General features: G+C 53.1%; 16 protein-coding genes and 3 pseudogenes. 15 read left to right on the top strand and 4 right to left on the bottom strand.

Annotation, left to right across the window (positions count from 1 at the left end):
• Positions 1 to 50 precede the first annotated feature (50 nt).
• Positions 51 to 572, top strand: a pseudogene (locus M2497_RS05600) (MBL fold metallo-hydrolase); the annotation flags it as partial.
• A 6-nt stretch (positions 573 to 578) separates the two neighbouring features.
• Here the strand turns inward: M2497_RS05600 and M2497_RS05605 are convergent.
• Positions 579 to 884 (bottom strand): helix-turn-helix transcriptional regulator, encoded by a 306-nt coding sequence (locus tag M2497_RS05605; protein WP_078046917.1) that lies wholly within the window; start codon positions 882 to 884, stop codon positions 579 to 581.
• 86 nt (positions 885 to 970) lie between these two features.
• On the opposite strand from M2497_RS05605, the gene M2497_RS05610 reads away from it, so the two are divergent.
• From M2497_RS05610 to M2497_RS05625, 4 genes are all read left to right on the top strand, one after another.
• Complete coding sequence (locus M2497_RS05610; protein ID WP_234451996.1) at positions 971 to 1,498, top strand: hypothetical protein; 528 nt, start codon at positions 971 to 973, stop codon at positions 1,496 to 1,498.
• A gap of 105 nt (positions 1,499 to 1,603) precedes the next feature.
• Complete coding sequence (locus tag M2497_RS05615; protein WP_078046919.1) at positions 1,604 to 1,801, top strand: hypothetical protein; 198 nt, start codon at positions 1,604 to 1,606, stop codon at positions 1,799 to 1,801.
• 121 nt (positions 1,802 to 1,922) lie between these two features.
• Entirely contained in the window at positions 1,923 to 2,150 is a 228-nt protein-coding gene (locus M2497_RS05620; RefSeq protein WP_177413649.1) for a hypothetical protein, read from the top strand.
• A gap of 2 nt (positions 2,151 to 2,152) precedes the next feature.
• Entirely contained in the window at positions 2,153 to 2,596 is a 444-nt protein-coding gene (locus M2497_RS05625) for a hypothetical protein (RefSeq protein WP_119735346.1), read from the top strand.
• Between the two features lie 210 nt (positions 2,597 to 2,806).
• Here M2497_RS05625 and M2497_RS05630 read toward each other — a convergent pair.
• From M2497_RS05630 to M2497_RS05640, 3 genes and pseudogenes are all read right to left on the bottom strand, one after another.
• A pseudogene (locus M2497_RS05630) lies at positions 2,807 to 2,986 on the bottom strand (IS66 family transposase); the annotation flags it as partial.
• 164 nt (positions 2,987 to 3,150) lie between these two features.
• Positions 3,151 to 3,972 (bottom strand): hypothetical protein, encoded by an 822-nt coding sequence (locus M2497_RS05635; protein ID WP_248486234.1) that lies wholly within the window; start codon positions 3,970 to 3,972, stop codon positions 3,151 to 3,153.
• Positions 3,965 to 5,671 (bottom strand): AAA family ATPase, encoded by a 1,707-nt coding sequence (locus M2497_RS05640; protein WP_078046922.1) that lies wholly within the window; start codon positions 5,669 to 5,671, stop codon positions 3,965 to 3,967. Before M2497_RS05640 ends, M2497_RS05635 begins: the two co-directional genes overlap by 8 nt.
• A gap of 994 nt (positions 5,672 to 6,665) precedes the next feature.
• Here M2497_RS05640 and M2497_RS05645 point away from each other — a divergent pair.
• From M2497_RS05645 to M2497_RS05690, 10 genes and pseudogenes are all read left to right on the top strand, one after another.
• Positions 6,666 to 8,387: an AAA family ATPase gene (locus tag M2497_RS05645; RefSeq protein WP_248486235.1), complete on the top strand. Its 1,722-nt coding sequence runs from the start codon at positions 6,666 to 6,668 to the stop codon at positions 8,385 to 8,387.
• Positions 8,387 to 10,015, top strand: coding sequence for an ATP-dependent helicase (locus M2497_RS05650; protein ID WP_200601115.1), 1,629 nt, complete (start codon positions 8,387 to 8,389; stop codon positions 10,013 to 10,015). Before M2497_RS05645 ends, M2497_RS05650 begins: the two co-directional genes overlap by 1 nt.
• Positions 10,016 to 10,506: 491 nt before the next feature.
• Complete coding sequence (locus tag M2497_RS05655; RefSeq protein ID WP_248486236.1) at positions 10,507 to 12,882, top strand: AAA family ATPase; 2,376 nt, start codon at positions 10,507 to 10,509, stop codon at positions 12,880 to 12,882.
• A 72-nt stretch (positions 12,883 to 12,954) separates the two neighbouring features.
• Positions 12,955 to 13,110 (top strand): annotated as a pseudogene (locus tag M2497_RS05660) (transposase domain-containing protein); the annotation flags it as partial.
• Between the two features lie 657 nt (positions 13,111 to 13,767).
• Positions 13,768 to 14,685 carry a radical SAM protein gene (locus M2497_RS05665; RefSeq protein WP_200601118.1) on the top strand — a complete coding sequence of 306 codons (918 nt, stop codon included), beginning with the start codon at positions 13,768 to 13,770 and terminating at the stop codon, positions 14,683 to 14,685.
• Complete coding sequence (locus M2497_RS05670; RefSeq protein WP_200601119.1) at positions 14,682 to 15,089, top strand: DUF6375 family protein; 408 nt, start codon at positions 14,682 to 14,684, stop codon at positions 15,087 to 15,089. The genes M2497_RS05665 and M2497_RS05670 overlap by 4 nt, the downstream gene beginning before the upstream one ends.
• A 14-nt stretch (positions 15,090 to 15,103) precedes the next feature.
• On the top strand, positions 15,104 to 19,123 hold the full coding sequence (locus M2497_RS05675; protein ID WP_200601120.1) for a hypothetical protein: 4,020 nt from the start codon (positions 15,104 to 15,106) through the stop codon (positions 19,121 to 19,123).
• A gap of 469 nt (positions 19,124 to 19,592) precedes the next feature.
• Positions 19,593 to 21,671, top strand: coding sequence for an ATP-dependent endonuclease (locus M2497_RS05680; protein ID WP_234451963.1), 2,079 nt, complete (start codon positions 19,593 to 19,595; stop codon positions 21,669 to 21,671).
• Positions 21,664 to 23,418 (top strand): UvrD-helicase domain-containing protein, encoded by a 1,755-nt coding sequence (locus M2497_RS05685; RefSeq protein ID WP_200601122.1) that lies wholly within the window; start codon positions 21,664 to 21,666, stop codon positions 23,416 to 23,418. Before M2497_RS05680 ends, M2497_RS05685 begins: the two co-directional genes overlap by 8 nt.
• A 268-nt stretch (positions 23,419 to 23,686) precedes the next feature.
• Positions 23,687 to 24,847, top strand: a complete 1,161-nt coding sequence (locus tag M2497_RS05690) for an RES family NAD+ phosphorylase (RefSeq protein WP_200601124.1) — start codon at positions 23,687 to 23,689, stop codon at positions 24,845 to 24,847.
• Positions 24,848 to 24,856: the final 9 nt, after the last annotated feature.

A 24,856-nucleotide genomic window follows, 5' to 3' on the forward strand; every position in this document is an offset into this window, starting at 1 on the left:
CGCGCGAAGTTATAGTTTAATTGCATTGACCAAGATTCAGAGGATCACCCATGACGCTCACGGCTTCCATGCTGATTCGCGAAACCTTCCCCGTAGGCCCCTTGCAGTGCAACTGCACCATCATCGGCGATCCCATCAGCAAAAAGGCCATCGTGGTCGACCCGGGTGGCAACCATGAGCTCATCTTGGCGCGGCTCGATGCTCTGGGCCTGAAGGTGGTCAGTATTATCCATACCCATGCCCATCTCGATCATTTCCTGGCGTCCGGCCAGTTGAAGGAAAAGACCGGCGCCACCTTGCACTTGCACAAAGAAGATCAATTCCTTTGGGACAACCTGGAAATGCAATGCCAGATGTTTCGCGTGCCCTATACCCCGGTGCCTTCGCCAGATCGCTGGCTGGAGCATAATGAAGAGTTGGCCTGCGGCTGTGGTGTGGCGTTGCACACGCCGGGACATACGCCGGGGTCGATGAGTTTCTGGTTTGCCTAATGTAGTCAAGCGTTTTTAACGAAAAGTGAGCAGAGCGGATTGGATCCCTCCCATGCTAGCTCTAGACGCTTGAGGAGACGTGAAGGCTCAAGAGTCATATGGGGCGGCACTAACATTTGGATCTGCATCAATCTCAGTGCGGATGCGCTTAAAAAGTGAATCAAAGTCAGTTCCGGGTTCGGCTATCAAGAATGTCTGGACGATTAAGCTCAATGGGTGCATTCCCATTCTTCTCGCAAGATCTGAAGCTTTTTCAAGGGTGACGTTTCGCAGACCTCTTTCCAAAGTACTTAAGTACGTCCTACTGCTGATGATCCCGAAGTCCTCTTGAGTCAATGCTCTCTGAAGCCTGGTCTTGCGCAAAGCTATGGCGAAGGCGTTCTTCAGTTCCATTTTGAATGACCTTTCAAAAGGAACGATGAAGCCTTTTTGAATACTATAGGGCTACAATCTATAGTGTTCATTTAGGGTCGAAATCTATGTTCCAGCATTCATTCGCTACAAACTGTTTGGCTGCCGAGAGTGATAGTCGTCTCCCATCGACGATGCTCATCGTTGCCGTCTTGAATCTCAATGAGCCCGACCAAACCGTGGAGATGGTTAAGTGTTCTTCCGGACAAGCTCTTGCCGACCTATTCAACGAGTTGGATCGACCCTACGCTGAGCAGGCGATCGTCGGTGTGCAGCTTGCGATTCCGCCGCAGCTGAATGGTTCAAAACGCTGGACTGTGGAAGCAGTTTTAGACTTTGCAAGAGCAAGGTCGAGGAGTCACGGTGATGAGGCCTTGGATATCTACGCCTATCGTCTCGCTTCAGATGCTCTGTTCACCGACAACGCGTTGGTTGAGCTGACAGACGTCCTCGAGTGGCGAACCCTGTATGGAGCGTCCAATGGTGAGGGGGCGTGTGATTCTCAGTTAATGGCTCACCAAGCATGGCTTTCCATTGTAATTACTACAATGGTAAATGCGGTGAATCTACCCGATGAAGAAAACGACGTTTCCTGAGATGCTTATCTTGCGATGTAAATACCGTGCTTTATCCTAATACCTCGATAGACCTAGGCAAAATAAGCGCGAATGGTTAGGCAATCGTAATGGTGAGGCTGTGTCATGCGAAAACAAAAAAATAAGCGAAAAAAAAGCAAGTTCATTAAACCGCTGATGGCTGGAAAATATGCTCAAGAAGCGCGTCTTGTATTCGGAGAGCGATCGGGGCGCGCGAGCCGATTCCTCAATGCGGTATCGAGTACCAACCAGGATTTGGAACCGATCGGTAGCTTAGCAGGAAAGCCGCCGCGTATTGGATGATGACAGGCGCGAGAATGTTTATTTAGATAAGCTTACCAACGGCCATTGCGCGAAGGTCCTCGCAGGATTAGCTTGGACTTTATATATTCAGCCCTAACCCTGATAACACAAAGTGGTGGCTATGGCGCTTCCAACTGAAGAAATTATTGTCGAGCGTTATAAGCGCTTAAGTGGCCTTTCTATCAATATTCATACGAGCAAAGGTGGAGTGAGCGAAAGACGGGTCGTGCAACTGCATGGCCTCTCTAGCGAGAAAGCTACAGCATTCCTTGTTGGGATTGATCTGATGGCCCAAGCCTTCAATGCTCAACTGAAGCCCTTGCCCGAGACAAAATCTCAGGGCTGGTAAGCATGCTGATACCTCAGAAACCTGTCCGGCCCTCCCTACTGCGTGAAGCGAAGATGCTCGCCATGGGTAAAACTCGGATCTTGAACTCTGGTGATTGGCTGACTGCGCAAGAGGTTGCGGAGCTTGCCCAGATCAAGACAGTCAATGCTAGTTCGCAACCCAACAAATGGAAGCGTGCTGGGAGGATTTTTGCCTTGCGCCATGAGGGCATCGATTACTTCCCCGCCTACGGACTGGATCCATTGACTGGCTACAGGCCGCTGGCTGACCTGGCTGAGGTCGTAGCTATTTTAGAGAGCAAGAAGGATGGCTGGGGAATGGCCTTCTGGTTTGGCTCCTCGAACTCAATGCTAGCCGGCAAGCCCCCCAAGGAAGTTCTCAAAGACTTTCCTGAATCTGTGGTGGATGCTGCAAAAGACGAGGTTTGCAGGATTTTTCATGGCTGAACGCCAACTGAATTCGATTTCAGGCCGTATTATTGTAAACGTCCGCCCAACATATCTTGCTCAACTTCATCGTCTTTCTGGGGGATGGGAAATCCACCTCGTTGATACCCAGTCCCGCACGGATACAGGGTATGCGACTGGCCTTACGTCACTCAACTCCCATGTGAGCCAGCCATCTTCAAAATAGCTTGAACAGGCCTTGCCGGTACGCGACCCTTCAGGCACAAGTTGCTTCTGAACGATCCCCCAGGCATGAAGTACGTCAATGATTGGCGCTGTTTTTTCACGCCGTATTCGCTGCTGGTCACCTGGTGCCAGTTCGCGAACTTCTAGCTCCTCCTCTTACAAAACGGCGATCTAGTGCAGCGCTTTTTCGGCGATCTGGCTTTGTGGGTCGCGGGCAAGTCTCTAGAGCCTCAGAAGGCTGATCTAAATCCAGCGTCTCGCACGCACTTCACAACATTCTTCCGTCAGAGTCGATAACTCGTTAACCCAGAGCACTAGCCAATGGTCAGTGGCGGCAACGACCAATCAGCGGCGCCGCCGCCCTCCACTCAAACCGACAAACCCAGCGCTGCAAGATGTTGTCTCATGTACTTGTAGATCAGCATGCGACTGAACGCGACGTATGGTTCCTTAGGCATCAAGAACGCTTCGAGGTCTTCCAAATCGGCGCCAGGATCACGGCCTTCCTTCAAGGCGCTTATCGTGTGACGAATTGCAGCACGAACCATCCGACCATGGCGTGCGCGCATTTGAAGCAGCTCTGCGCGAGCCAGTCCTAGGTAGTAGATGCTGGCTTCACCTTTAGCGCTCGGCACACCATCAATCAATCGAGCCTGTACGCGCCCGTCCTCCAGAAATACAAGATGTTCAGCGGGATCATCAATGCAGGGATTGAGTAGTAGTGGTTCCTCCTGGCGAACCCGCCACGTCCCAATCGCGCGCTTAGTCTCATCAGCAAGAGGAAAAAAATTGGCCTTCCCGATCACTCGGGCATTGCCATCAAAATCATCCTGTGTTCTAGGTCGATTGCAGTCTGAACATGCCAGTAGCAGATTTGGCCATTTCGCTCCCAACCAGAAATACCCAGGTATGACGTGTGCTGCAACTGCCGTCGTTTTGGGATACACAACTACCTTCCCTTTTGGCCTGTAATGCTCTACGTCACCGGACTGCGTTCCTGCTAACAGTGACTCACAAAACATGCATTTGCGACCAAAGAGCTCAGTCAGCTTTTTCCTGACTGGCTCGGATGAATATTCTTTGAAAACACGTTTCTTAGGTTCGAGCGTCAAATGTTTCCTCAGCTCATCACGACCTTTTAGTATCAGGTCAGGTGGCGTGCTATCTCTCGGGCGATCGACTTTAATCATTGCTTGCCCCTGGCTGGCCAGCCAGTGGCGTTACTTGTTGCATGAGAAATTTGAGCTTCGACACCGTCGAATCGGTGAACTGTTGGACATTTACCGCAGCGTCTACAGGTATGTCCAGAGCTCCTGTTGTGTCGAGCATCTGCAAGGCCATCCTTTCGCGACGGCTGCCACCTAGGTAACGTGTGTCAGTCAGCTCAGCAACCAGATCTGCGAGCAATTGTTCTTCCTCGTCCGACCTGTCAGGTTTGCTTAAAAGCTCTTCGTAAGCCTCGATCTTGGTGTCGAGTTCGGGATCGACTGTACTCCGTAGACCGAAGTGTTCAGAGGTGAGAAGTTGATCAACTCTGAAATTGGCGACGCTGGGCAGATTTTCCAGCGCGTAGATGTGATTGAGTCTGTCTCGGCGAAGCACCGCAACCTCCCCTTCCTTTAAACCACGAAGGCAGAGGGGGTCGTGAGTGCTGTAGATGATCTGAGCTCCAGGGAAGGCTTCTCTTAACGCTGGCAAGCATTGGAGGCGCCAAGCGGGATGGAAATGGTTACCGAGTTCATCGATCAGCACTATGCCCTCCGATGAATCAAGCGCCGCTTCTGACTGCGAGAGCACCTGCATAATATCTACTGCCATGCCGATCATGCACTGGTATCCGTCGCTGAGCTCACGAAGCTGACGCCCTTCGACTCCACTTACGTTGAGACTGATAGACGCATCTGCGGAGACGATGACTTGCACCTGATGATCTTTGGGCATCAGCTTGCGCAGTACGTCGTTGACCTCGTCCAGACGATCGCGACCTAAATGCTTTAGCCACTCGGTAGGATCGTTGATTGGTAAGAAGGGGTCGAACAAGTTGTCGATCTTCGCGTGATCCTTTCCGGGCTTTGATTTATGGCGCGCAGTCGCCAAGAGCCGAGTGGCGCCATACGCCACGACGAGTGAACGAGAGTGCTCGTTGCTGAATTCAATCTTTTTGTTGCGTCTAAAACTCATTGAGACCTGATCTCCACCTACCAAGGTGACGACTACCGAACCTTCGTGCGCTCCAGTCGCCAGCAATCTATTGCTCGTGCGGCGGAGCGCTTTCGAGTAAGCCTCACCCGATAGCGTAAGAGCTAACGCTTTGAGCACCGTGCTTTTGCCTACGCCGTTCTCACCCAGTAAGGCGTAACAAGGGGCATTCGACCCATCTGGGGCTTCCAAATTAAGATCGAGATGATGGATAGGCCCGTAATTTTTGATCTCCAACCGAGTCACGTATTGCGCTTTCGCAAGATAAGACCCCATGCCTTTCTTGGATTCAGTGTCGATTATCTCTACAGGCGACTCTTCCTTGTGGCGATCGAAATACTGTTGGGACCTTGGAACCTCATCGGGGAAGCCATAGGGACGGGCTTGATTTCTCCCCGCCTCTCCAAGCTGGCGCCATACCGCCCTGTGTGCTGGATGCTCGTCGAATGAATGTATCCTGCCCGTGCTCTGCAGTAGCTGTACCTGCTCGAATCGAGTCTGGATCAATTGCCGCCGGTTTAGATCAAGGAGCTTGATGGTGATGTCACCACGAACGCTAAGTGCAGACACCTGACCCGTTTCATCGAATGCTAGATGCTCGTCTGGATTGTCTCGACAAGGATCCAATAGCCCGGGTTCCTCGAACTCAACTGTTTCCAAATAGGGGCGCTCGGGCAGCGGCAAGCCCATCTGGGGAAACCGATTTCCCTTATACCGATCGCAGACCGGGCATGCCCAATAAAGGTTTCGCCAATCCGAATGAAGGTGCAGATACGGATTCTCTCCGCGTACGCCTCTTCGAGGCCGGTGACGCTCTATCACGCCACTTCCAGGATGAGCATAGCTCTCACAATAACAGCAGATCGGCCCAAAAACCTGAACTAAGTCCTCCACCAATCGGCGTCTGAACTTTCTCGTAACATCGTCCGAACGGCTGCTGTCATACCCTTCGAGTTCCCAACGCTTCCCCAGTTCATGCGGGCCATTGGCAAGATATGGAAAAAGATAGTCAGGGCATTCAGGGCGAAAAATAGGGGTCACGATGGCATCCTTGACAGTCGTTCCCCGCTTCAGGTTGTCGGGGAGGCGGCGAAATAATACGCCGCACCGGCCGAGTCATGCCACAGAGCCGGTAAATGTAGTGGTCAACTAGTTTCTGACACTACGTAAGTTTTTCCTCGGCCCTAGCTTGGGCCAGCCCACTCGCGCCTTCAGCTTCGCCGCCAATAGGTGAAACCTCCCGCCTTTTTTCAACCATCGATGCGATATTCCAATTGAGCAATGACCAATGATCCCTCCTTCCACTGGCCTTATACGCTCCCAATCAGACTCAAGACACCGTCTCTACCGAACTCCAGCATTAAGGGCGATCGCGTCCGCTTAAAAATACGCGGACACCATCGCCTTTAATGCTGGGATTTTTGACGTTGTGTTCGCCGGCCCCTTACGGCAAGTCGAAGAGCTTGCGGCGTGCATGTGTTGTCCGGACGGTTACTGATCGGCTGCAGGAATGGGGATGGCCAAAATGGAAGGTGTCTTTTCGGCTGCACACTGCTGGCTCTTTGATACGTCGCGGGCTAGCATGATTTGCAAACTACATGCTCTAGATTGTGGCTGTCTCAAATAACCAGATTCAATCGTCGACAGCCCTATAACAACGGTAGCAGGAAGCTTTCCGACACCTATGAAAATTGATTACGTTGAACTGAAGCGGTACCGAAACTTTGCTGACGCTCACATCAACCTGGCTAAAAATAGCTTGGTGATTGGAAGCAACGACGTCGGCAAAACGAACATGATCCATGCGTTGCGGCTTCTGCTGGATAAGAGTTTGTCGGACGCCGATATCGAACCCTCGACGCATGACTTCCACTGCGCTCAAGACGGTACTCAGGCTGACTCGTTTTCTATCCGAATTGCCTTCTCCGAGGTGACTCAGGATGCCGTGCTCTCTCAGCTCAAAGGCCTTGTCAGTGCCAATGGGTGTTTTTTCCTTGAGTTTCGGGGCTACAGCCCGGACTACCGCTATGAGATCGCTGCCGGCCATGATCCCGATGCACTAGAGATTATTACCAGTCGGTTCTATCTGAAGTACTTGCATCTGAAGTACATCCATTCTCAGCGTGACCTTGTGCGATACATCCGCTCGGAGAAACGGCATTTGCTGCGCCTCGCTCAGGCCGCCCGCGGCCAGCCAGAGACAGAGGCCGATACTAAAAAATTGCAGGCGCTCAATGACTTACTGAAGTCTGTAAACGATGGGGTCAGAAGCCTGCACTACGTAGCTGAAGCGACTAAAGATCTAAACGATGAATTGAAGGCGCTCTCCCACCATCATGCTGGGTACAACGTGTCTCTAGATACCGGGGCGATCGGTATCGAACAATTCATCGAACAGTTGGAGTTGGGGGCAAGCACCAACGGTTCGCGGGTGATGCTAGGTGGCGACGGTCGTAACAACCAGATTTTGCTCGCCTTGTGGAAAGCCAAAAGCGTGCTTGAGCACGATCAGAATAGCGAGGTAGTGATCTATTGCGTTGAAGAGCCTGAAGCGCATCTGCACCCTCATCAGCAGCGCAAGCTGGCGAGCTATCTTATCAGTGCGCTTCCCGGCCAGACTATTGTCACCTCGCACTCTCCACAGATCGCCGCCAGCTATCGCCCCGATTCTATCGTCAGGCTGCTACGAGAAAACGGTGCGTCCCGTGCTGCCAGTCAGGGTTGCTCTGCCTGCATTGACAATGCATGGACAGGACTTGGTTACCGAATCAGTATCCTTCCTGCGGAAGCGTTTTTTGCCTCGGCGGTAATGCTGGTCGAGGGGCCGTCCGAAATGCTGTTTTATTCCGCACTGGCACGAGCTCATCAAATCGATCTTGATCACCGCAACGTATCGCTTTTGTCCGTCGATGGCGTTGCATTTCAAGTTTATAAACGCGTGTTGGACGCTCTGGAAATCCCATGGGCCATGCGGACCGACAATGACATCTCCAATATCTCGCTAGGTCCTCAGGGAGCGCAGGTGGTACATCGCCATGTGGCGGGTATCAACCGTGCCCTTTCTTTAGCAGGATTGCCTCCCCAGCTACACCGGCCAGTGCCATATGATCACGCGGTCTGCTTAGCCGATGGCAATTGGCAAATGGTGAGTGCCGCTGTCGCCCCCTTTGGTATCTTTCTCTCGCAAATCGATCTAGAGAACGACATCGCCATTGAGCTACCGGCTTTACTGGCAGGCTTTAAAGGCTATGCACTGCCTCAAGCTATTACATACCTTCAAGGCAAGAAGGCTATCCGTATGCAGGAATTCGTTGAGTACTGCGGGTCTCGACTTATCGCACCATTGCAAGGGCATTTGTTGAAGCCACTGATGTATTGCATAAACGCTGCAGAGCAGGCCTTGTGATGACCATCTTCAAGCCTAGCCCGGAACAAGAGCAAGCCATTGAGTTTGTGGGCGACATGGTTGTTGTGGCACGTCCCGGTAGTGGTAAAACCAGCGTCCTTTCCCGCAAGGTTCGCAACCTTGTATCAGAGCTGCGTCCCTATCAAGGCATCATCGCCATCTCGTTCACGAACAAAGCAAGCGATGAGCTGGAGCGCAGGTGCAAAGCCAACGCTTTTGACGTGAAGAGCTCGTTTTTCGGCACGATCGATGACTTCTGCCTGCGCGAGATCCTCTTTCCGTTCGCGCGGCAGTTGATGCCTGTCGCCACTAATTTAAAGACGGCAAAGCTCCGGGAACTGCCTGAGTCGGCGACGCGAATGTTGCCGGCAATTCCGATTCAGGATGCGACTTTTGCCAACACAGCCGATTTCCTGCCTTTTCTGCATGAGGCATTGGTGCAGGGGTTCGTCCCGCTGGAAGCTGTGAGCATGCTTGCTCGCTACATAGTCGAACAGTCTCCGGCTTGTCAGAAATATCTCACTGCACGGTATCGCGCGGTTTACATTGACGAATATCAGGACAGCGGACATTTCCAGCATCATTTGTTTTTGAAGCTCAAGGCTCTGGGGCTAATGGCTGTTGCAGTGGGGGATAGCGATCAGTCGATTTATGGGTTCGCGCACAAGGACCCTAGGTACCTGCATGAGCTAACGGCGCAGGGCAGCGGCTTTGCGCGCTTTGCCATCACCACAAACTTTCGCAGCCACCCGTCCATCAACGATTTTGCACTTCGATTGCTTGATCCGAACCATCCCATCGCTCCGACGAACGATATGCGGGTGCTCATCAAAACAGTCGAAGGTAACCAGCGAGCGGTTGGGGCTTGGTTGAAAACCGCTATTCCCCACCTCATGCAGTACTATCAAGTAGCTTCGGCCGACAAGGTCGCAATTTTGTGTCGGCATCAGCACTCTGCACGTTTGATTGCTGAGACCCTGGAACTTACCCACCGCGTCGTTGAGGAGAGCCCTTTCGAGGCTACGCTGGCTGCTGAGGCGAGCCTTTTCTCGAACTTACTGCGGCTGCGTTACGACCCTCAGATGACTGCCGAGGCGTTGATTGATCGAGCGAATTTGCCCAAGCTAGCCACCCACGAACGGCGGGCAGCTCGTAGATCAATACTGAGTTGTAGGTCTTGTCTTGAATGCCACCTGGTTCAGGCCGTGGTGGATGCTGCCACATGCCTGCTGGGACATCAGCCATCAGCAGATGGTGCAATGGAGCTTGGAGTCATTTGTGGGGATGCCGACAAACTCCGATGGTTTCAAAGGCCCGATGATGCCGCTATTCAGATCATGACGTTGCATAAAGCCAAAGGGCTGGAATTCGACCTGGTTTTTCATACTGATCTCTACGATCACGTGATCCCGACGCGTCAGTATCCGCCGGGTACATTTGGTCAGGTCATTTTTCAGGATGAAATCCAATGCCTAAATCTGCACTACGTGGGTATCACCCGTGCAATCAAAGCTTGCGTGTTGATGACATCGAGTTTTCGTCTTAATGCACGGGGAGAAGTCAAGGTCGGCGAACCATCCCAGTTCATTGGCAGAAATGGAGCTAACGCGATTGCGCTCAATTGGTAAACACAATATCTCGACAGCGCTTCAACATCGCTGTCGAGATGCGTGGCTAATGCCCGTACTCCACACAGTTATGATTGCCTAGTACTCCGAGAGGGCTAGGGCACGTGATTCGATGGTCGCATCCAGCTGATTTATACCTAATATATCCTCGTAGCTATAAATTATAGTCAGCCGGATATATTCGGATATTTGCGGTTCGAACTAGACCCGGACAGCCTCGTATGCTTGGTTTTTCTCATGAGGTGTAATCACCCGCAGAGGATTGACCCAGTTACTGAAATCTCACTGACTCAAGCTCCTACCGTATGAACCATTACCAGTACTGGATTTTCACCGGTTGTTGTTGGGTGCGCTCTGCGATTCACCTCGACAGTGAGATCGCCTGAGGAAACAATTTTTGAGTACTAGTCCTTCAGGCCCTGGCTAGGCTAAGACCTTTCTAGCGCCGTATGCTTGCAGGCTCATCCTTCAGAGGCGCTTGAATTCTAACCATGGCAAGGTTCTTCCCAGCACTCGATCAGGCAGAGTTTCGCAGCGAAGGCGAGTACACGCTTTTGCAAGCGCTGGCGGCGTTGGATGACGAGTTCACCGTAATCCATTCTCTACCTTGGCTGAGGGGTAGAACCAAGCGAGTTTACTCGCCGGAATTGCAGGAGTATCTAAGCGTCTCCCAGGCAAGGAATCATTTGTCAGGTGAGATCGATTTCGTGATCTTGCATGCGGATTTGGGCATGCTTTGTGTCGAAACAAAGTCTGGACTGTACAGGCCTTCGGGGGTTCGATTCGTTCACGAGCGCCAAGGATACGAAATAGACCCTCTGAGTCAGGTCAGGGATAACACTTTCGTACTGCACAAGATGCTCAAGTCGTGGCAGATGAAGTGTCCCGTCGGTTACGCAGTCCACTTCCCAGACTTCGATCTCGATAGCAATCAAATCGCCAGTGCTTACGTTCCGCTCGACCGCCCGCTTAGCGATGGCATTTTGATCCTGCACAAGCATAGTCGGGACATCCCCTTGCGAATCAAGCAATTGATGATGCACTGGAAGTCCGCATTGAATTACGGGAGCAATGACAACTTTAAGCTGGAAATTGAGCATTTTCTTGAAACTGTTTGGCCGCGAGAAGTGCGAGATGGAGCTCTGGGCCGCAAGATTGTGGCGGACGGCGAGTTGTGGCTGAGATTGGATGATAGACAAGCTAATCAGGTGGCCTTATGCGTTGGCTCACGGAGTAGATTGATCGCTGGTTTCTCAGGAAGCGGCAAGACACTTATCGCGCGATCTCTTGCCGAGCAGTTTGCGGAGCTCAACCTGAAAGTAATCTTTCTGCTCAAGAATCGACAGATTACTCAAAAAGTATCCGCCCAATTGAGCCATCTTGGCCGGGCGATCGTGGTTCAAACGTTCCATTCCTATTGTGAATCCCTCAATACGATCAAAAGGGAAATTGCTGTCGGTGAGCCGAATTACGACGATCACCACAAAGCCCTTCATGGGATGGTGGATCGACAATATGACGTCCTAATCGTTGATGAAGCACAGGCGCTAAATGAAGCCGATCACCTGGCCCTGCGTGAGCACTTCTCTAAGGCTCGAAGATTCGTTTTTGCCGATGAGCTACAAGTCCTTCCAGGTATTGAGCGGGGCAGTACCTATAAATTTTTGGAGGAAACCTACGGCGAGCGGTTCTTCTATCTCTCTACAGTCTATCGAAATCCTGGTGGTATCACTCAGACCATGCTCGAAATGCGGCAACCGCGGCATGAGGTGAATTGCCCTCGCCCCGTTACGGGTGAGGATTTGGGTAGGAAGATCAGCAGAGACGTTTCTAAAACTCTCCGGTTTATGATGGCAAGCCTCGTGAAGGACGGTGTGAGCAAGCACGACGTGATCGTGCTCGGCCAGTATTCCTTGTCGCTTGCGGGAATCGATCTTCCAAGCTCCACGATCTCAGCTTATCGAGGTATGGAAGCGCCTGTCGTCATCGTTGTCGCGGGGTTTGATATGGATGACACCACGTTGGCTTGTGCGCTTGGGCGGGCCACGACGCGAGCACACATCATCGTGCCGATCGAGTTGCTAGTGGGGGTTCGAGGTGTGAAGTCAGACTTCTTGCGCAAGCTTTTGGACAAGATGGATCGCGTACCAATTATCGAACAGGATGCTCTCGAAGCAGAGCCTCGCTTCATCGTAAACCGAGTGCATAGATACGCAGGGTTGGTAGGAAGGCACGAGGTCTTCGGCGAAGGGTTCGCTTACGCTAGTAAGTGGCGGCGATGGGTGTATGAAGGCGGTATCAGGTGGAGCAATCGCGGAGTTCAGCTATGGGGATGGATGATCTCATTGACCACCGGTACCCGTATCGTCGGCATCGACCCTGTACGTAATGAGCTAACGGAGGGCTGGCTCCGGCTTTGCAACGAATGCGAGACGATGACGCCAAATGACAAGTTTGATAGATGCTTAACCTGCGTCTCTTCGCCATTAGATGACGAGAGCATTTCCCAAATAGCTTTGCAAGCAGCGGTTTTGGGTACCGACCGCTCGACGGCGCGAGGCAGTTCGATGTTCAACGCTGCTGCGCTTATTCGGGATTTTCAATTCCCTAGCGAGAATGAGTATTTGCATGCGATTGATGAACTCCCCGATCTTTTCATCGCCACTGCAGTTATTGAGTACCGGATGCGCCGTAATGCGAGCGTGGCTACCAAAGTCGAGGTGGTGCAGTGGCTGAGTGAGATCTTCGTACTTAGTGAATTAGAATGCTCCTACGAGGCGCTTGCTGGACGCGCAATTGGTAGCCTCTGTGCGAAGAAACTCATGTCGAAAGTAGATACGGGAAGATACCGACTTACTGATTCGTAGCCTCGGAATCGAGTCGTTTTGTATTCAACTGGTGGTGCGACGTCAGGTACGCGGTGCACCACATTGATGAGGGGTGCCCACTACAGTAAACGAACTGCGGCAATCATGGGTTTGATCTTGTCGGCACACATGAATGGGCATTGTCCGTATGCCTCTCTCAAGGATGTACTGACACGGTTGCCGACACCGCGGGCCAGTGAGTTCGTGCAGTTGCTACCGCATCAATGAATGCCCGCCTGACTTACGCAAGGTGCGTTGGGCGGACGTCTACGAACGTAAGGGCAGTTCGGCTTCGTAATCACTCGGGCTAATGCCGTTTCGGTGCCGGCACGCATGTCCATCGGCTCGGTAGCGAGCCAGATGGCTTCGATACGGATCACTGGAGCCGCTCGCGGACGAAACGGACAAAACCTTCAGGATCAGAGGCAGGCCATTTCAAGGTGATGACTTGCTCACCGAAAGGTAGCTTGATGGTTTCAGCTCCGTCAGTTGACCACCCATTTACATTCGACTTGACCAGTCGTTTGAATCGGATTTGACCACTACGCTGGGTGGCCTTGACCGGCAAAAAACTGCCAAAAGTAGCCACTCGCGTTAGCGACGCGACGGCGAATACCGGTAAGAAAAGCGGTAGTTGCTACTCCGCAATGCCCTGGCCACGGATCGGCCGAAGCATTTGATCGCACGGTGCAAATGGCCTCATATAAGTTCTCTGTGATCAATCAGTGATCATGGAGAGCTGGGCTCTCGAATCGGCAGAACATGGGCTGTAGCGCTGACTTATAGTAAGGCGCTTAGCAGCCGATTGCACCAAGAGCTGCCTAGAGCGCATCGACACGTTAGATAGCCCATTTAAGGTAGAACTGCTTTCGGTGATAATGCCTTATGAAATCCAGAATCGGCCCAAACGGGGTGCATCTTTTCGACCGAATTTCAGGTCTGAATCTCCTGCTGGACGAGCTGCGCCCGGAAGAGGCGGTTTGGTCAACGTCCCCCCGCCAGGTATCCATTGCACTCACTAATGTCTGCGACCTTCACTGCGCGTACTGCTACGCGCCGAAGCACAAGGCGTCGCTGCATACTGATCAGGTGCTCGGCTGGTTGAAAGAACTGGATGCTGAGGGGGGGCTCGGCGTCGGATTTGGCGGCGGCGAGCCCACGCTGCATCCTGACTTCGTCGACATATGCAAACGGGCTTCGGGGGAGACTCAGCTCGCGGTTACATTCACGACTCACGGTCATCGCCTGACGCCACAGCTGGTCGAGCGCCTCAAGGGCGCGATCCACTTCGCACGCATTAGCGTCGACGGGGTCGGTCGGACCTATGAAGAACAGCGCGGGAAGCAGTTTTCCAGCCTGCTCAGAGGCATGGAGTCGATTGCGAGCTTGTCGCCCTTTGGGCTCAACGTTGTGGTCAACGAGCGCACGGTTGAAGAGCTTGACGCGATGAGTGAGCTCGCGCAAAAAGTTGGAGCTAGCGAATTGCTGTTGCTTCCTCAGCAAGCAACAACCGCGGTCGCAAGCATGGATGAAATGGTCGGCCGAGCCCTACAGGACTGGGTCTCCAGCTACGGAGGCAAGGTTCGACTTGCGGTCAGTGAGGCGGGGGCGTCAGGACTGCCTACCTGCGACCCACTCCCCGACGAACGAGGCCTTCAGGCCTATGCGCACATAGATGCGTCCGGCATGCTTCGCGCGAGTTCTTACTCGCCCGCCGGCGCGAAGATTGGAGACCCAGGCGTTCTGTCAGCGCTTAAGCGACTCAGAAATACCCTCGAGGTCCCAGGAGAGACGCAATCATGAAGATTTGGAACGGATACGGGTCTGAGCATTCGATGAACCTGGTTCTCATCGGCAAATTCAAGCGAGCGCAAGACGCCGAGAAGGTCGAGAAGGACATTGACAGGCTTAGCGCTCAGGCTGCTAAAGACGACAGCCACTCGATCCCTTTTGCTAAACCTGAGAATCAGAGATTTTCAGATAACATGCTCTCGCTGCTGTGCAGTCTGAACCTTAACACTTTAGGGCCGGCTGATCTCGGCCAGTTGGTATCCGATCATCACCTCTCGCGTGAAGGCGATAGAATCACTGTCACGACTGACGAGGCGGAGGTATCAGCTTTCGTGAAACTCTTTATTGAGGCTGGTGCTAAGGTCGAGGTCTTTTCTGCGCACGATTACCCATCCGATTCTGCCGATGCCAGCTGACAGGGAAAACGCCGATGCCTGTAGCAAATTGGGATGTATTCAGCGAGCTATCTGGAGCTCCGGACGAAAACTTCGAGAAGCTTTGCCGCTCTCTGGTGCGCCGACACTACGGTCGCTACGGTCGCTTCAAGCAACTCGCAAACCAGCCTGGCGTGGAGTTTCATCTTCAGCTGACGGAGTCTTGTGATCTGGGAGCGCCGCCGCGCTGGATTGGCTGGCAATGCAAATGGTATGAGCTGGCAAACGGACAAGACTTGGGGGCCACGCGCAAACAAAAGATCATCGAGGGCATGGAGAAGACGCGCAAGCATGTCCCCGGTGTGACCGATTGGAAGCTTTGGACGCACCACACGCTGACAAAGGGGGACCAAGAGTGGTTCTTCGCACTTGAGAAAGACCACTTCCCCGAGTTGAAGTTAGAGCTGCTGACGGCAACGGACATCGAAGACCTCCTAGTGGGGCCGGGAGCACTACTTCGAGAAGCCTACTTCGGCGAGCTCGTTCTGTCGCCTGTGCTACTTGCTGAGCAGCATAGGCTCGCTGCAGCTCCATTCAAGCGCCGATACCAAAATGAAGTTCATGTTGTCGTTAGAGCAGAACAGAAGGTGCACAGGCATCTGGGCAGCCAGGGGGCGTGGGACTCACTGGAGAAACTCTCAAGTGCCCTCAAGATGAATTGCACGGAAATCGCTTCGCTCACGGGGCACCTCAAAGTCGAACTCAAGGCCGAAGTCGACTCGCTCTTGGCTCGATCCGTCGGATTGGCTGGCCTGCTAGATGACCTTTACACAGCGCTCGGCAAGGGCAACTTCGACTCTGTACATCAAATGCTGGCGGCGAACCCGCCGCAACCGGTGCGTTATGACAGGCTTCTATCGAAGTTGCGTGGGGCTCGTACAGGTGGAGCTCCGTTAACCGCGAATCTCGTCGCGGATATCCATGCAGTTTCTTCGGCGCTGCTCAGTCTGAAGAGGTCGATCGGCGTCCGAGCCGTCGCCGTGCTTGCAGCTGCGGGTGAAGGAAAATCCGAGCTTGCCGTCAAGGTGACGCAGCCAGACGGAGACCTCCCCGGTGGTGTCTTGCTGCTGGGCAAGAATCTTCATGCAGGCCAGGGGCTTGACGATCTTGTGTCTGCCTTCAAGATTTCTGGCAGGCCAGCGGAGAGCTTTGACCGGCTGGTTGAGGCCGTTGATGCGGCGGGTCAGCGCGCGGGTAAGCGCATCCCAATTGTCATCGACGGTCTGAATGAGGCAGAAGACCCAAGAAACTGGAGAGATGAACTCGCCAGAGCAGAAGAGCTTCTGGAGGACTTTCCGTATGTTCTACTGGTAGTCACTCTACGCAATGAGTTCGCGCAGATGTGCCTGCCGGAGGACTTTCCTCAAGTTGAGCACAACGGATTCCAAGAAGACCCGCAGGCGGCCATCGACAGGTACTTCGAGTACTACAAGATCGACGCCACCGATGCGGATCTGCCAATCGAGTTCTTGCAGCACCCGTTGACGCTGAGAATCTTCTGCGAGGTGGCGAATCCTCGTCGCCAGCACCCGGTCGGGGTGGAGGCACTGCCCAGTTCTCTTGCAAGCCTATTCGAAGAGCACTTCAATAAGGTTGCCGCACGAGTCGCTGAGCTTTTACCGACGGCACATCGCATCTATCAGGAGGAGGTGCAAGATGCTTTGCTGAAGATCGCGAGCCTCCTCTGGGAGGGCAATGCGAGAAGCCTGGAGTTCAATGCTACTCGGACGGCAGTTCGAGACATGGGCTGGGATGCCAGCATCATTCGCGCGCTGGAATCCGAAGGTGTCCTCGTTCGAACGACTTCTGAAGAAGGCGGCCAAAGAATTGCATTTTCTTACGATCTGATGGCTGGTCATATGATGGCACGCCACCTGCTTGAAAGGCCGGACTTGGCGCTGTGGCTGCGAAGCGATGAAGGACGCGCTCACTTCCAATTCGGTGAGCCTGGGTCACATACTTTCGCCTTTGACGTGTTCCGGGCTCTGGTTGGCCTGTATCCGCAACGCGTTGGCAGGCGTCAGCTTTGGCAAGATTTGTCGGACGAGAACCTCGTCATGAACGCTCTGTTACTGACGGCGCAATCAGACCCAAAGCACATCGGACGGGAAACGGTAGAACGGTTCGCGCGCGCAATGCAAGAGTCGAGACAGTTCGCACATATTGCTTTCACGAGACTTCGGAGCACCAGGGCAGCGCGAGCGCATCCTTTTGACATGGACTTTTCGCACGGCGTGCTCTTGGCCATGCCCAATACGCAGCGTGATCTTGTCTGGTCGGAGTGGGTTCGCGAGAAAACTGAGGAAGTTGAAAACGACCTCAAATTCCTGTCTGTCAGATGGAAGTCGGGTGTCCTAGACGAGCGAGAGATTCGGCGGGCGCGCTGGGTTATGTGGACGTTGACGTCAACGTCCAGAAGCCTGCGCGACGTGGCCACCAAGACCCTGTACGAATTCGCAGTAAAGCGGCCGGGAGAGTTTTTCCGGCTGGCGGTGGAGTCAACTGTCGTTTCAGACCCATACGTTCCCGAGCGGATGTTCGCCGCGGTCTACGGTGCGGCTCTGACCACTTGGTCGGATATCAATGCTGTTGAGATGCGTGAGGCACTTCCTAGACTCGCTCGTGAGATTTATCGAGCGATGTTCGCGCCTAGCGCGACGCATCCTACTTGGCATGCTCTCTATCAGCAGTACTGTCTAGGAACCATTGCCATCGCAAGGATGGTAGATCCGGCTTGCTTGTCTGAGGACGAGGCAACTCATCTCCTTCCACCGTTTAGTCATCTGACAAGTCCGTTTGCGAACATGCCGCAGTACGCCCCGGCGGTGATCGAACGTGCGAAGCGCGCGGCGATTGGAATGGACTTCGGCAACTACACGATTGGGACACTGATTCCAGGTCGGTCGAACTACGACGACCGCAACCCAGAGTATCAGCTGGTGCTGCCAACGATCGTTTCGCGAATGCTGGTGCTTGGCTATGACCCCGAGCAGTTCGAATCTGTTGACCTGCAAATGAACTCCGGCCCTCGTATGGGAAGTGACAAGCACAAGGTCGACAGGTACGGGAAGAAGTACGGCTGGATCGCTTACTTCGAGATGTGGGGTGTCCGGTACGCACAGGGCCTCCTTGCTGAGGAGCGCAGCACTCGCCCCTCAGATGCGGACATTGATCCTTCCTTCCCACGCGATGCTACGAGCATTGATCTGAAGCTCCCAGACTTGTTCAGCGAACAGCCCACGAGTACTGGCGACTGGATAGTGAAAGGGCCGGCACCAGACTATAAAGGTATTCTTGAGATCGCGGAGATTGATGGCCTGAGTGGGCCGTGGATCGTACTTGACGGGTTCCTCCAAGAAAAAGCTCCCACCGATTACCGGCAGTTCATTACCTTTCTCCGAGGTGTGCTCGTGGACAGCGGAGAAGTTGAACGCCTTCTCAAGTTGTTCGATGGTCTGGTGTATCCCGGCAATTACCGCATTCCGAATATGCCAGAGCACCACTACACCTATGCTGGTGAGATGCCTTTCCCATCGATTCCAGGATTGCCTGTCGCTGATGAGCAAGGGCGCGGCCCTGACGAAGACATGGTGTCCGCAGAGATAGGTTCAAGCAATGGGATTGCGGTTGACATCCCGGTTCAGAAGTACAGCTGGGAGAGTCACCACAGTGTGGAAAACCAGGCTGGCGGTGCAATTATTCCATCTAAACTAATCTGCGAGGCTTTGAGTCTCAGGTATCTTGGCAACGTGTTCGACTTGCATGATCCTTCAGGCATCGCATCCCTGTATCGCGAGGTCGGCGAGTATGATTCGAAGATAAGTGGTTCCTTCAGCTATCTGCGTCGTGACCTTCTTGATAGCTATTTGTCACAATCCGGAAAATCGCTGGTATGGCTCATGTGGGGAGAGCGCAGCTTCCATAACCTGGCAATAGAAGTCGAGTACTTCGCGAACGATGAGCATATTCACAAGCGTGCTCACGTCTATCAGCCTGCTTCGCGCGCTCAATCGTAGACCGCATGTGGCTATTGAATGCCGCTATTCTTGGAGTCAGAAGACGTCATACACGGAGTAGATCCGGTGGCGAGTTCATTATTCGATATGAATTCGCCTCCCGTAGCCAGATGGGGGCAGCTACCGTGAAAAACGCTGCAGGCAGAATGTCCGCTTTTGGCCGAGGCTGTGTAAAAGCGTTTTTGAGCGCGACAGGTACTCAAAATCGAACTGAAAATCACGCTCCTACGCGAAGTCCACATCTGTCGACGTGCCGATAAATTCCAGATTTAACGTAGACGCGCACACTTTAATTTTGGCGAAGCGTTTTTACACACTCTGGCCCGAAAGCGGCCGGTCGCGTCTGACCACTATCGAGCCAAACCTATCGGTCGCGGACAGCAAGTGCTTTGAGGAAAATTGCCCCGTCATTGACTAATCCAATTCAGCATCTACAGTGATGGCCATACGATTTCACGGTAGGGACATCATGCAGATCGAGCGCGTTGAGATTCAAAATTTCAGACTGCTTCAGAACGTCGGCCTTGGCCTAGAAGACGGCACGACGCTGATCGTAGGACGCAACAACTGCGGCAAAACCTCCATCGCTGAGGTGTTCCGCCGGCTCCTTTCGGACCGTACTCCCTCATTTAGGCTTGAGGATTTCTCCCTGGGGAGTCACGAAGAGTTTTGGACGGCATTCAATGCGTTTCACGGCGGAATAGCTCGCTCCGACGTTGCTGCCATGCTTCCCGTTGTCAGGGTCACATTGGACATTTCCTATGACGTAGATGCTCCAGACTTGGGGCCGCTCAGCGAATGCATAGTAGACCTAGATCCAGATTGTTCTTGCGCGCGCCTCGTCTTGACGTATGGACCGCGTGCGACAGGCCTTGAGTCGCTTTTCGCGGAAATGAATGTCCCCGACGCTGAGCAGGAGGATCAACGTCCTAGCTTCTTCAGCCTGATCAAGAAACGTTTGGTGGCGGCCTACGAGCCCCGTCTGGAAGCGGTTGACCCCAACGATCCTACGAACCGAAAGGACCTCGACCTAAAATCACTCACTACGTTGATCCGCGGCGGATTCATCAATGCGCAACGGGGCCTAGATGACGATACACACCGAGAGCGCGATGTTCTTGGGAAGGTGGTGGAGGTGCTGTTCCAATCGGCATTGACTGACCCCACAGATCCCGAGAAACGAACCACAGCCGAACAGCTCCATGGAGCGGTGGAGAAAATTCAAAAGGAATTGCATGACGGTTTCAACGCGGGACTGACTTCGCTGCTCCCTACGTTCGAGCTTTTCGGCTACCCAGGGTTAGATGACCCAGGCCTTACCACGGTGACGACCTTCGATGTCGAGCGCCTGCTTAAAGACCACACGCAGGTTAGATACCGGGGTGTAAACGGCCTAACCCTCCCGGAAAGCTACAATGGACTCGGCGTCCGCAACCTGGTGTACATACTTCTGCAATTATTGAAATTCTTCAGGGAGTTCCAAGCTACGCCGGCAGCAGCAGCCGTACACCTCATCTTCATCGAAGAGCCTGAAGCTCATTTGCATCCGCAAATGCAAGAGGTCTTCATCCGACAATTGCATCTGATCAAGGGAGCGTTTGAGCAGCAGCTGAATGACAGCCGTCCTTGGCCAGTGCAGTTTGTAATTTCCACCCACTCTCCACACATGGCCAACGAAGCGCGCTTCGAAACCATGCGTTACTTTCTCTCGGTGATCGACGAAAACGGGATCCGGCAGTCCAAGATCAAAGACCTGAGGCAGGGGATGGGCGGGGCTCCCGCACCGGACAGAGATTTTCTATATCAGTACCTGACGCTCACCCGCTGCGACCTATTCTTTGCAGATAAAGCCATCTTGATCGAGGGGACATCAGAACGCTTGCTGCTGCCAACCATGATCGCCAAAACTGACGCGGCGGCGGTCGGTGAGCCTCTGCTGGCAAGTCAGTATTTGACGGTTATGGAAGTTGGCGGCGCGTATGCACACCGGTTCCATGACCTGCTTACTTTTTTGGAACTGCGTACGCTGATCGTGACTGACATTGATTCCGTTAAGCCGAACGCAGATAGAAAACGAAAAGCCTGTCCTGTTGCGGAGGGGCTGTACACGAGCAATGCCTGCCTCAAAGACTGGTTTGAGGCCGAAGTCACTCCTGCCCAACTGCTGGCGAAAACACCAGCAGAGAAGACCAGAGGGTTAACGCGTCTCGCCTACCAAGTTCCGGAAGGGGTTGAGCCAGGGCCCTCAGGCAGAAGCTTTGAGGACGCATTTATCCTGGCGAACCTTAATCGATTCGAGCTGGGGCAGGGTGATGTTGCATCCCTAGCTTACGAGCACGCAGCAGATCAGAAAAAGTCAGCCTTCGCATTGAACTACGCGATCGATGATACGAACTGGAGCGTACCTAAATACATTGCTGAGGGACTGCGTTGGCTCGCAGTTGGGGCGCCGGTCGTCGATGCCCAAATGGCTGCTCGGGCCATGGCCGCAGTGGTTGAAGCTGCTGGCGAGGCAGTGGCCGCTGAAGGGGAGCAAGGCGATGCCTAACAATCACGAAAGTCCCGCGGACAGAGCCGGGCGGGAAGCGTTGGAACGTATGTTCGCCTGTTTAGAAGAAGGTCAAAGCTTTCGCCTGGAAGCAGGTGCTGGAGCTGGTAAGACGTACTCACTGGAGAAGGCTCTGAGCCTATTGATTGAGCGCAGAGGTCAGGCATTGATCCGGGAGCGTCAGCAAGTCGCGTGTATCACTTACACCAATGTGGCAAAAAACGAGATCATCTCTCGGTTCCAGGCGCACCCTGCGATTCGAGCCGAGACTGTGCATGGTTTCTGCTGGTCATTGCTCAGAGATTTTCAAACATCACTGAGAGAATTCCTTGGTGCTGAATCTTTTTGGCGAGAGCGCCTTGAAACGGTTGGTGGTGTAGGCAATAGGCGCATCCATTACGAAATGGGTGTTCCACGCGTATCCGAGGACGAGGTCTCGATTCGGCATGAAGATGTCCTGACCTTGATGGTTCAGGCGCTTCCGTCTTCGAAGTTCAGGGCCGTGTTGACCGCCCGATATCCGATCCTGTTTGTCGACGAGTATCAGGACACGGATGAACACTTTGTCGGAGCACTGAAATCGTGGTTTCTAGATCGCGGTGAGGGGCCGATGATTGGTCTATTTGGTGACCATTGGCAAAAAATTTACGATGAGGGCTGCGGCCTGGTAGAGCATGAGGCACTCCAGCCGATCGAAAAAAATGCGAATTTTCGCTCAGCATCACGGATTGTCGATGTGTTGAATCAGATGCGACCAGGTTTGCATCAGGAGGTAAGAGATCCGGACTTGATTGGTGAAGCCCGGGTGTTCCATACCAATCGCTGGCCTGGAACAAGGCGCACAGGAATCGGGGGTGGGCATTGGACTGGCGACACCAGTCCTGAAGCAGCTCGTGCTTACTTCGAATGCTTGAAAGCTCAGCTAAACGTCGAAGGATGGGACCTCTCTCCCCAGAAGACCAAGATTCTGATTTTGAACCACAAAGGTATTGCTCGTGAGCAGGGGTACTCCTCAATCCCTCCAATTTTTGGACAGTTCAACGATCCGTGGCTGAAGAAGGAAGATCCGCACATCAAGTATCTTGCAGATCAGCTTGAGCCAGCATGTGTCGCATATCAACAGCGTAGATACGGCGCCATGTTTGGGCACCTGGCAAGTGATCGGCCAACGATTCGAAGGCACAGCGACAAAGTCGCTTGGACTGAGGCAATGGATACGCTCCTCGAACTGAGGTTGACGGGAACCATCGGCGAGGTGATTGACCACATTATAGCCGTACCGCAGATGCCACTCCCCAATGCGGTGCTACGAAATGAGCAAGGGTTACAGGCCGCCGGTGTTGAACCAGGTGAGGACGAGCCACGCAGGATTACTCAGCTTCGAAAGCTAAGGGAAGTTCCTTACTCGGAGCTGATAGCGCTAGACCAATTCATTGATGGGCATACGCCGTTCGCGACAAAACACGGGGTAAAGGGAGCGGAATTCGAAAACGTGATCGTTGTGCTGGGCCGCGGCTGGAACCAATATAATTTTGCTGAAATGCTCGAGTGGTTTCAGCCGGGGCCACCGGCGAACAGGCGTGAAAAATTCGAAAGCAATCGGAATCTCTTCTACGTTGCGTGCTCTCGTCCCAAGGTCCGTTTGGCTCTGCTTTTCACTCAACTGCTGAGCCAGGCAGCGCTAGCTCAGATCACCGCGTGGTTCGGCGCTGAGCATGTATTTGAGTTGCCTGCTGACCCTGGGTGAGAATTTTTGTGCTGCTCTCATGGTGTAGGTTAGTCGGTGCATGTCACATCTGACTAACCGCTATCCCGTCCTCGTAATCATTCAGAGCCCATGCTCAAAGGTACAACAGTAAAGCGAAATTTCGCAGTGCTGCGCGTCCTGATGGCCGCTCATTCAGGCTTGTCATACGATGACGAAATATCCTTCTTGAAAAGCAAATCCGAAATCAAACAGTGACAACTATATGCACTCGCGAATGAACCGCAGACCGCAGTTGGGACTTTGGGAAATGGAAGACGACGATACGGTGTTTATCTGCCAAGAATGCCTTGGTGATCCTATGCTAAAAGAGCTCAAGCCCTTGCGGGTATCAGAGGTAATCTGCACGGCATGTAGTCGGCTCACAAGAAATGCTCTCCCGCCTCGCCGTATTGCAAAATTCATACGCAAGCATTTGCCAAAGTACTTCATCATCGATTATGACCTTCACCCAGGGTACGCATTGACCTTGGCAAAGGTTGTAAGTATTGCTATTCGATGCGACAACACGTTTACATGCGAAGTGATTGCGAAGGAGATGGTTAACTCCCGAGCTACTGAAGATGAATTTTACTGCCCTGGGCAAGAATACTGTTTTGCACCCAGCCCTTTCGATTCGGAGGAGCATGAGCGTTGGTGGGTTGTGGGTGAATGGAATCAGATCGCCGACGAACTGCGTCACGGCCGTCGCTTCTTCAATGACAACGCACGAGAATTCTTTGGGTCCCTGATTTTTGAGGCGCTCAATGCAAAAAGTGCTGAGCGTCCGGGATCTCCAGCCGTCATTAAAAGGCTCCCTTCTGGCACAAGCTTCTATCGTGCTCGGATCGCGAAAGATGAAACGGAAGTCCAATTCTTTAAAACGAATCCGGCTGATGAGTTAGGTGCCCCGCCCACAGAGCATGCAAAAAGCAACCGGATGAGCGCTGCTGGAGTTTCCCTCCTGTATATGTCGCAGGAAATCGGAACCTGCATTGAAGAAGTCCAACCGTCCTTGGGTGCGACCGTGGTGGTGGGGCATTTTACCTCTACTTCACCACTCACGATCTTTGACTTCACCGCGCTCAGTGACCAGCTTATGTATTCCCCGCTGAGCCTGTTCAGTCCTGACTATCAAAAGCGTAATGATCATCGAATTTTACTGCAGTACCTGCATGATGAAATAGCTCGACCTGTAGAGCTTCGCGATACGCATTACGTAGTGACGCAGGCTCTGGCAGAGCTCATTCGCTACAATGAGCAGCAGGCCTTCGACGGGATTTCCTTTCGCTCTGTGCAGCATGAAGGTGGCGTCAATTTTGTACTTTTCGACAAAAGTGATTCCCGTAACTTACAGGCTCCTGGTAGCCGGTCAAAATTCGACCTGAAAATATCCAGTGATGCCGTTACAGCGCACTCAATCATTAAATAGGACCATATT

The sequence above is a fragment of the Pseudomonas sp. CYM-20-01 genome (genome assembly GCF_023169845.1).
Classification (GTDB): domain Bacteria; phylum Pseudomonadota; class Gammaproteobacteria; order Pseudomonadales; family Pseudomonadaceae; genus Aquipseudomonas; species Aquipseudomonas azotoformans.

Bases quoted from the DNA above. Each gene is read 5' to 3' on its own strand.
- M2497_RS05605 (WP_078046917.1), bottom strand. From the start codon at position 884: ATGGAACTGAAGAACGCCTTCGCCATAGCTTTGCGCAAGACCAGGCTT.
- M2497_RS05610 (WP_234451996.1), top strand. From the start codon at position 971: ATGTTCCAGCATTCATTCGCTACAAACTGTTTGGCTGCCGAGAGTGAT.
- M2497_RS05615 (WP_078046919.1), top strand. From the start codon at position 1,604: ATGCGAAAACAAAAAAATAAGCGAAAAAAAAGCAAGTTCATTAAACCG.
- M2497_RS05620 (WP_177413649.1), top strand. From the start codon at position 1,923: ATGGCGCTTCCAACTGAAGAAATTATTGTCGAGCGTTATAAGCGCTTA.
- M2497_RS05625 (WP_119735346.1), top strand. From the start codon at position 2,153: ATGCTGATACCTCAGAAACCTGTCCGGCCCTCCCTACTGCGTGAAGCG.
- M2497_RS05635 (WP_248486234.1), bottom strand. From the start codon at position 3,972: ATGATTAAAGTCGATCGCCCGAGAGATAGCACGCCACCTGACCTGATA.
- M2497_RS05640 (WP_078046922.1), bottom strand. From the start codon at position 5,671: ATGGGCTTGCCGCTGCCCGAGCGCCCCTATTTGGAAACAGTTGAGTTC.
- M2497_RS05645 (WP_248486235.1), top strand. From the start codon at position 6,666: ATGAAAATTGATTACGTTGAACTGAAGCGGTACCGAAACTTTGCTGAC.
- M2497_RS05650 (WP_200601115.1), top strand. From the start codon at position 8,387: ATGACCATCTTCAAGCCTAGCCCGGAACAAGAGCAAGCCATTGAGTTT.
- M2497_RS05655 (WP_248486236.1), top strand. From the start codon at position 10,507: ATGGCAAGGTTCTTCCCAGCACTCGATCAGGCAGAGTTTCGCAGCGAA.
- M2497_RS05665 (WP_200601118.1), top strand. From the start codon at position 13,768: ATGAAATCCAGAATCGGCCCAAACGGGGTGCATCTTTTCGACCGAATT.
- M2497_RS05670 (WP_200601119.1), top strand. From the start codon at position 14,682: ATGAAGATTTGGAACGGATACGGGTCTGAGCATTCGATGAACCTGGTT.
- M2497_RS05675 (WP_200601120.1), top strand. From the start codon at position 15,104: ATGCCTGTAGCAAATTGGGATGTATTCAGCGAGCTATCTGGAGCTCCG.
- M2497_RS05680 (WP_234451963.1), top strand. From the start codon at position 19,593: ATGCAGATCGAGCGCGTTGAGATTCAAAATTTCAGACTGCTTCAGAAC.
- M2497_RS05685 (WP_200601122.1), top strand. From the start codon at position 21,664: ATGCCTAACAATCACGAAAGTCCCGCGGACAGAGCCGGGCGGGAAGCG.
- M2497_RS05690 (WP_200601124.1), top strand. From the start codon at position 23,687: ATGGAAGACGACGATACGGTGTTTATCTGCCAAGAATGCCTTGGTGAT.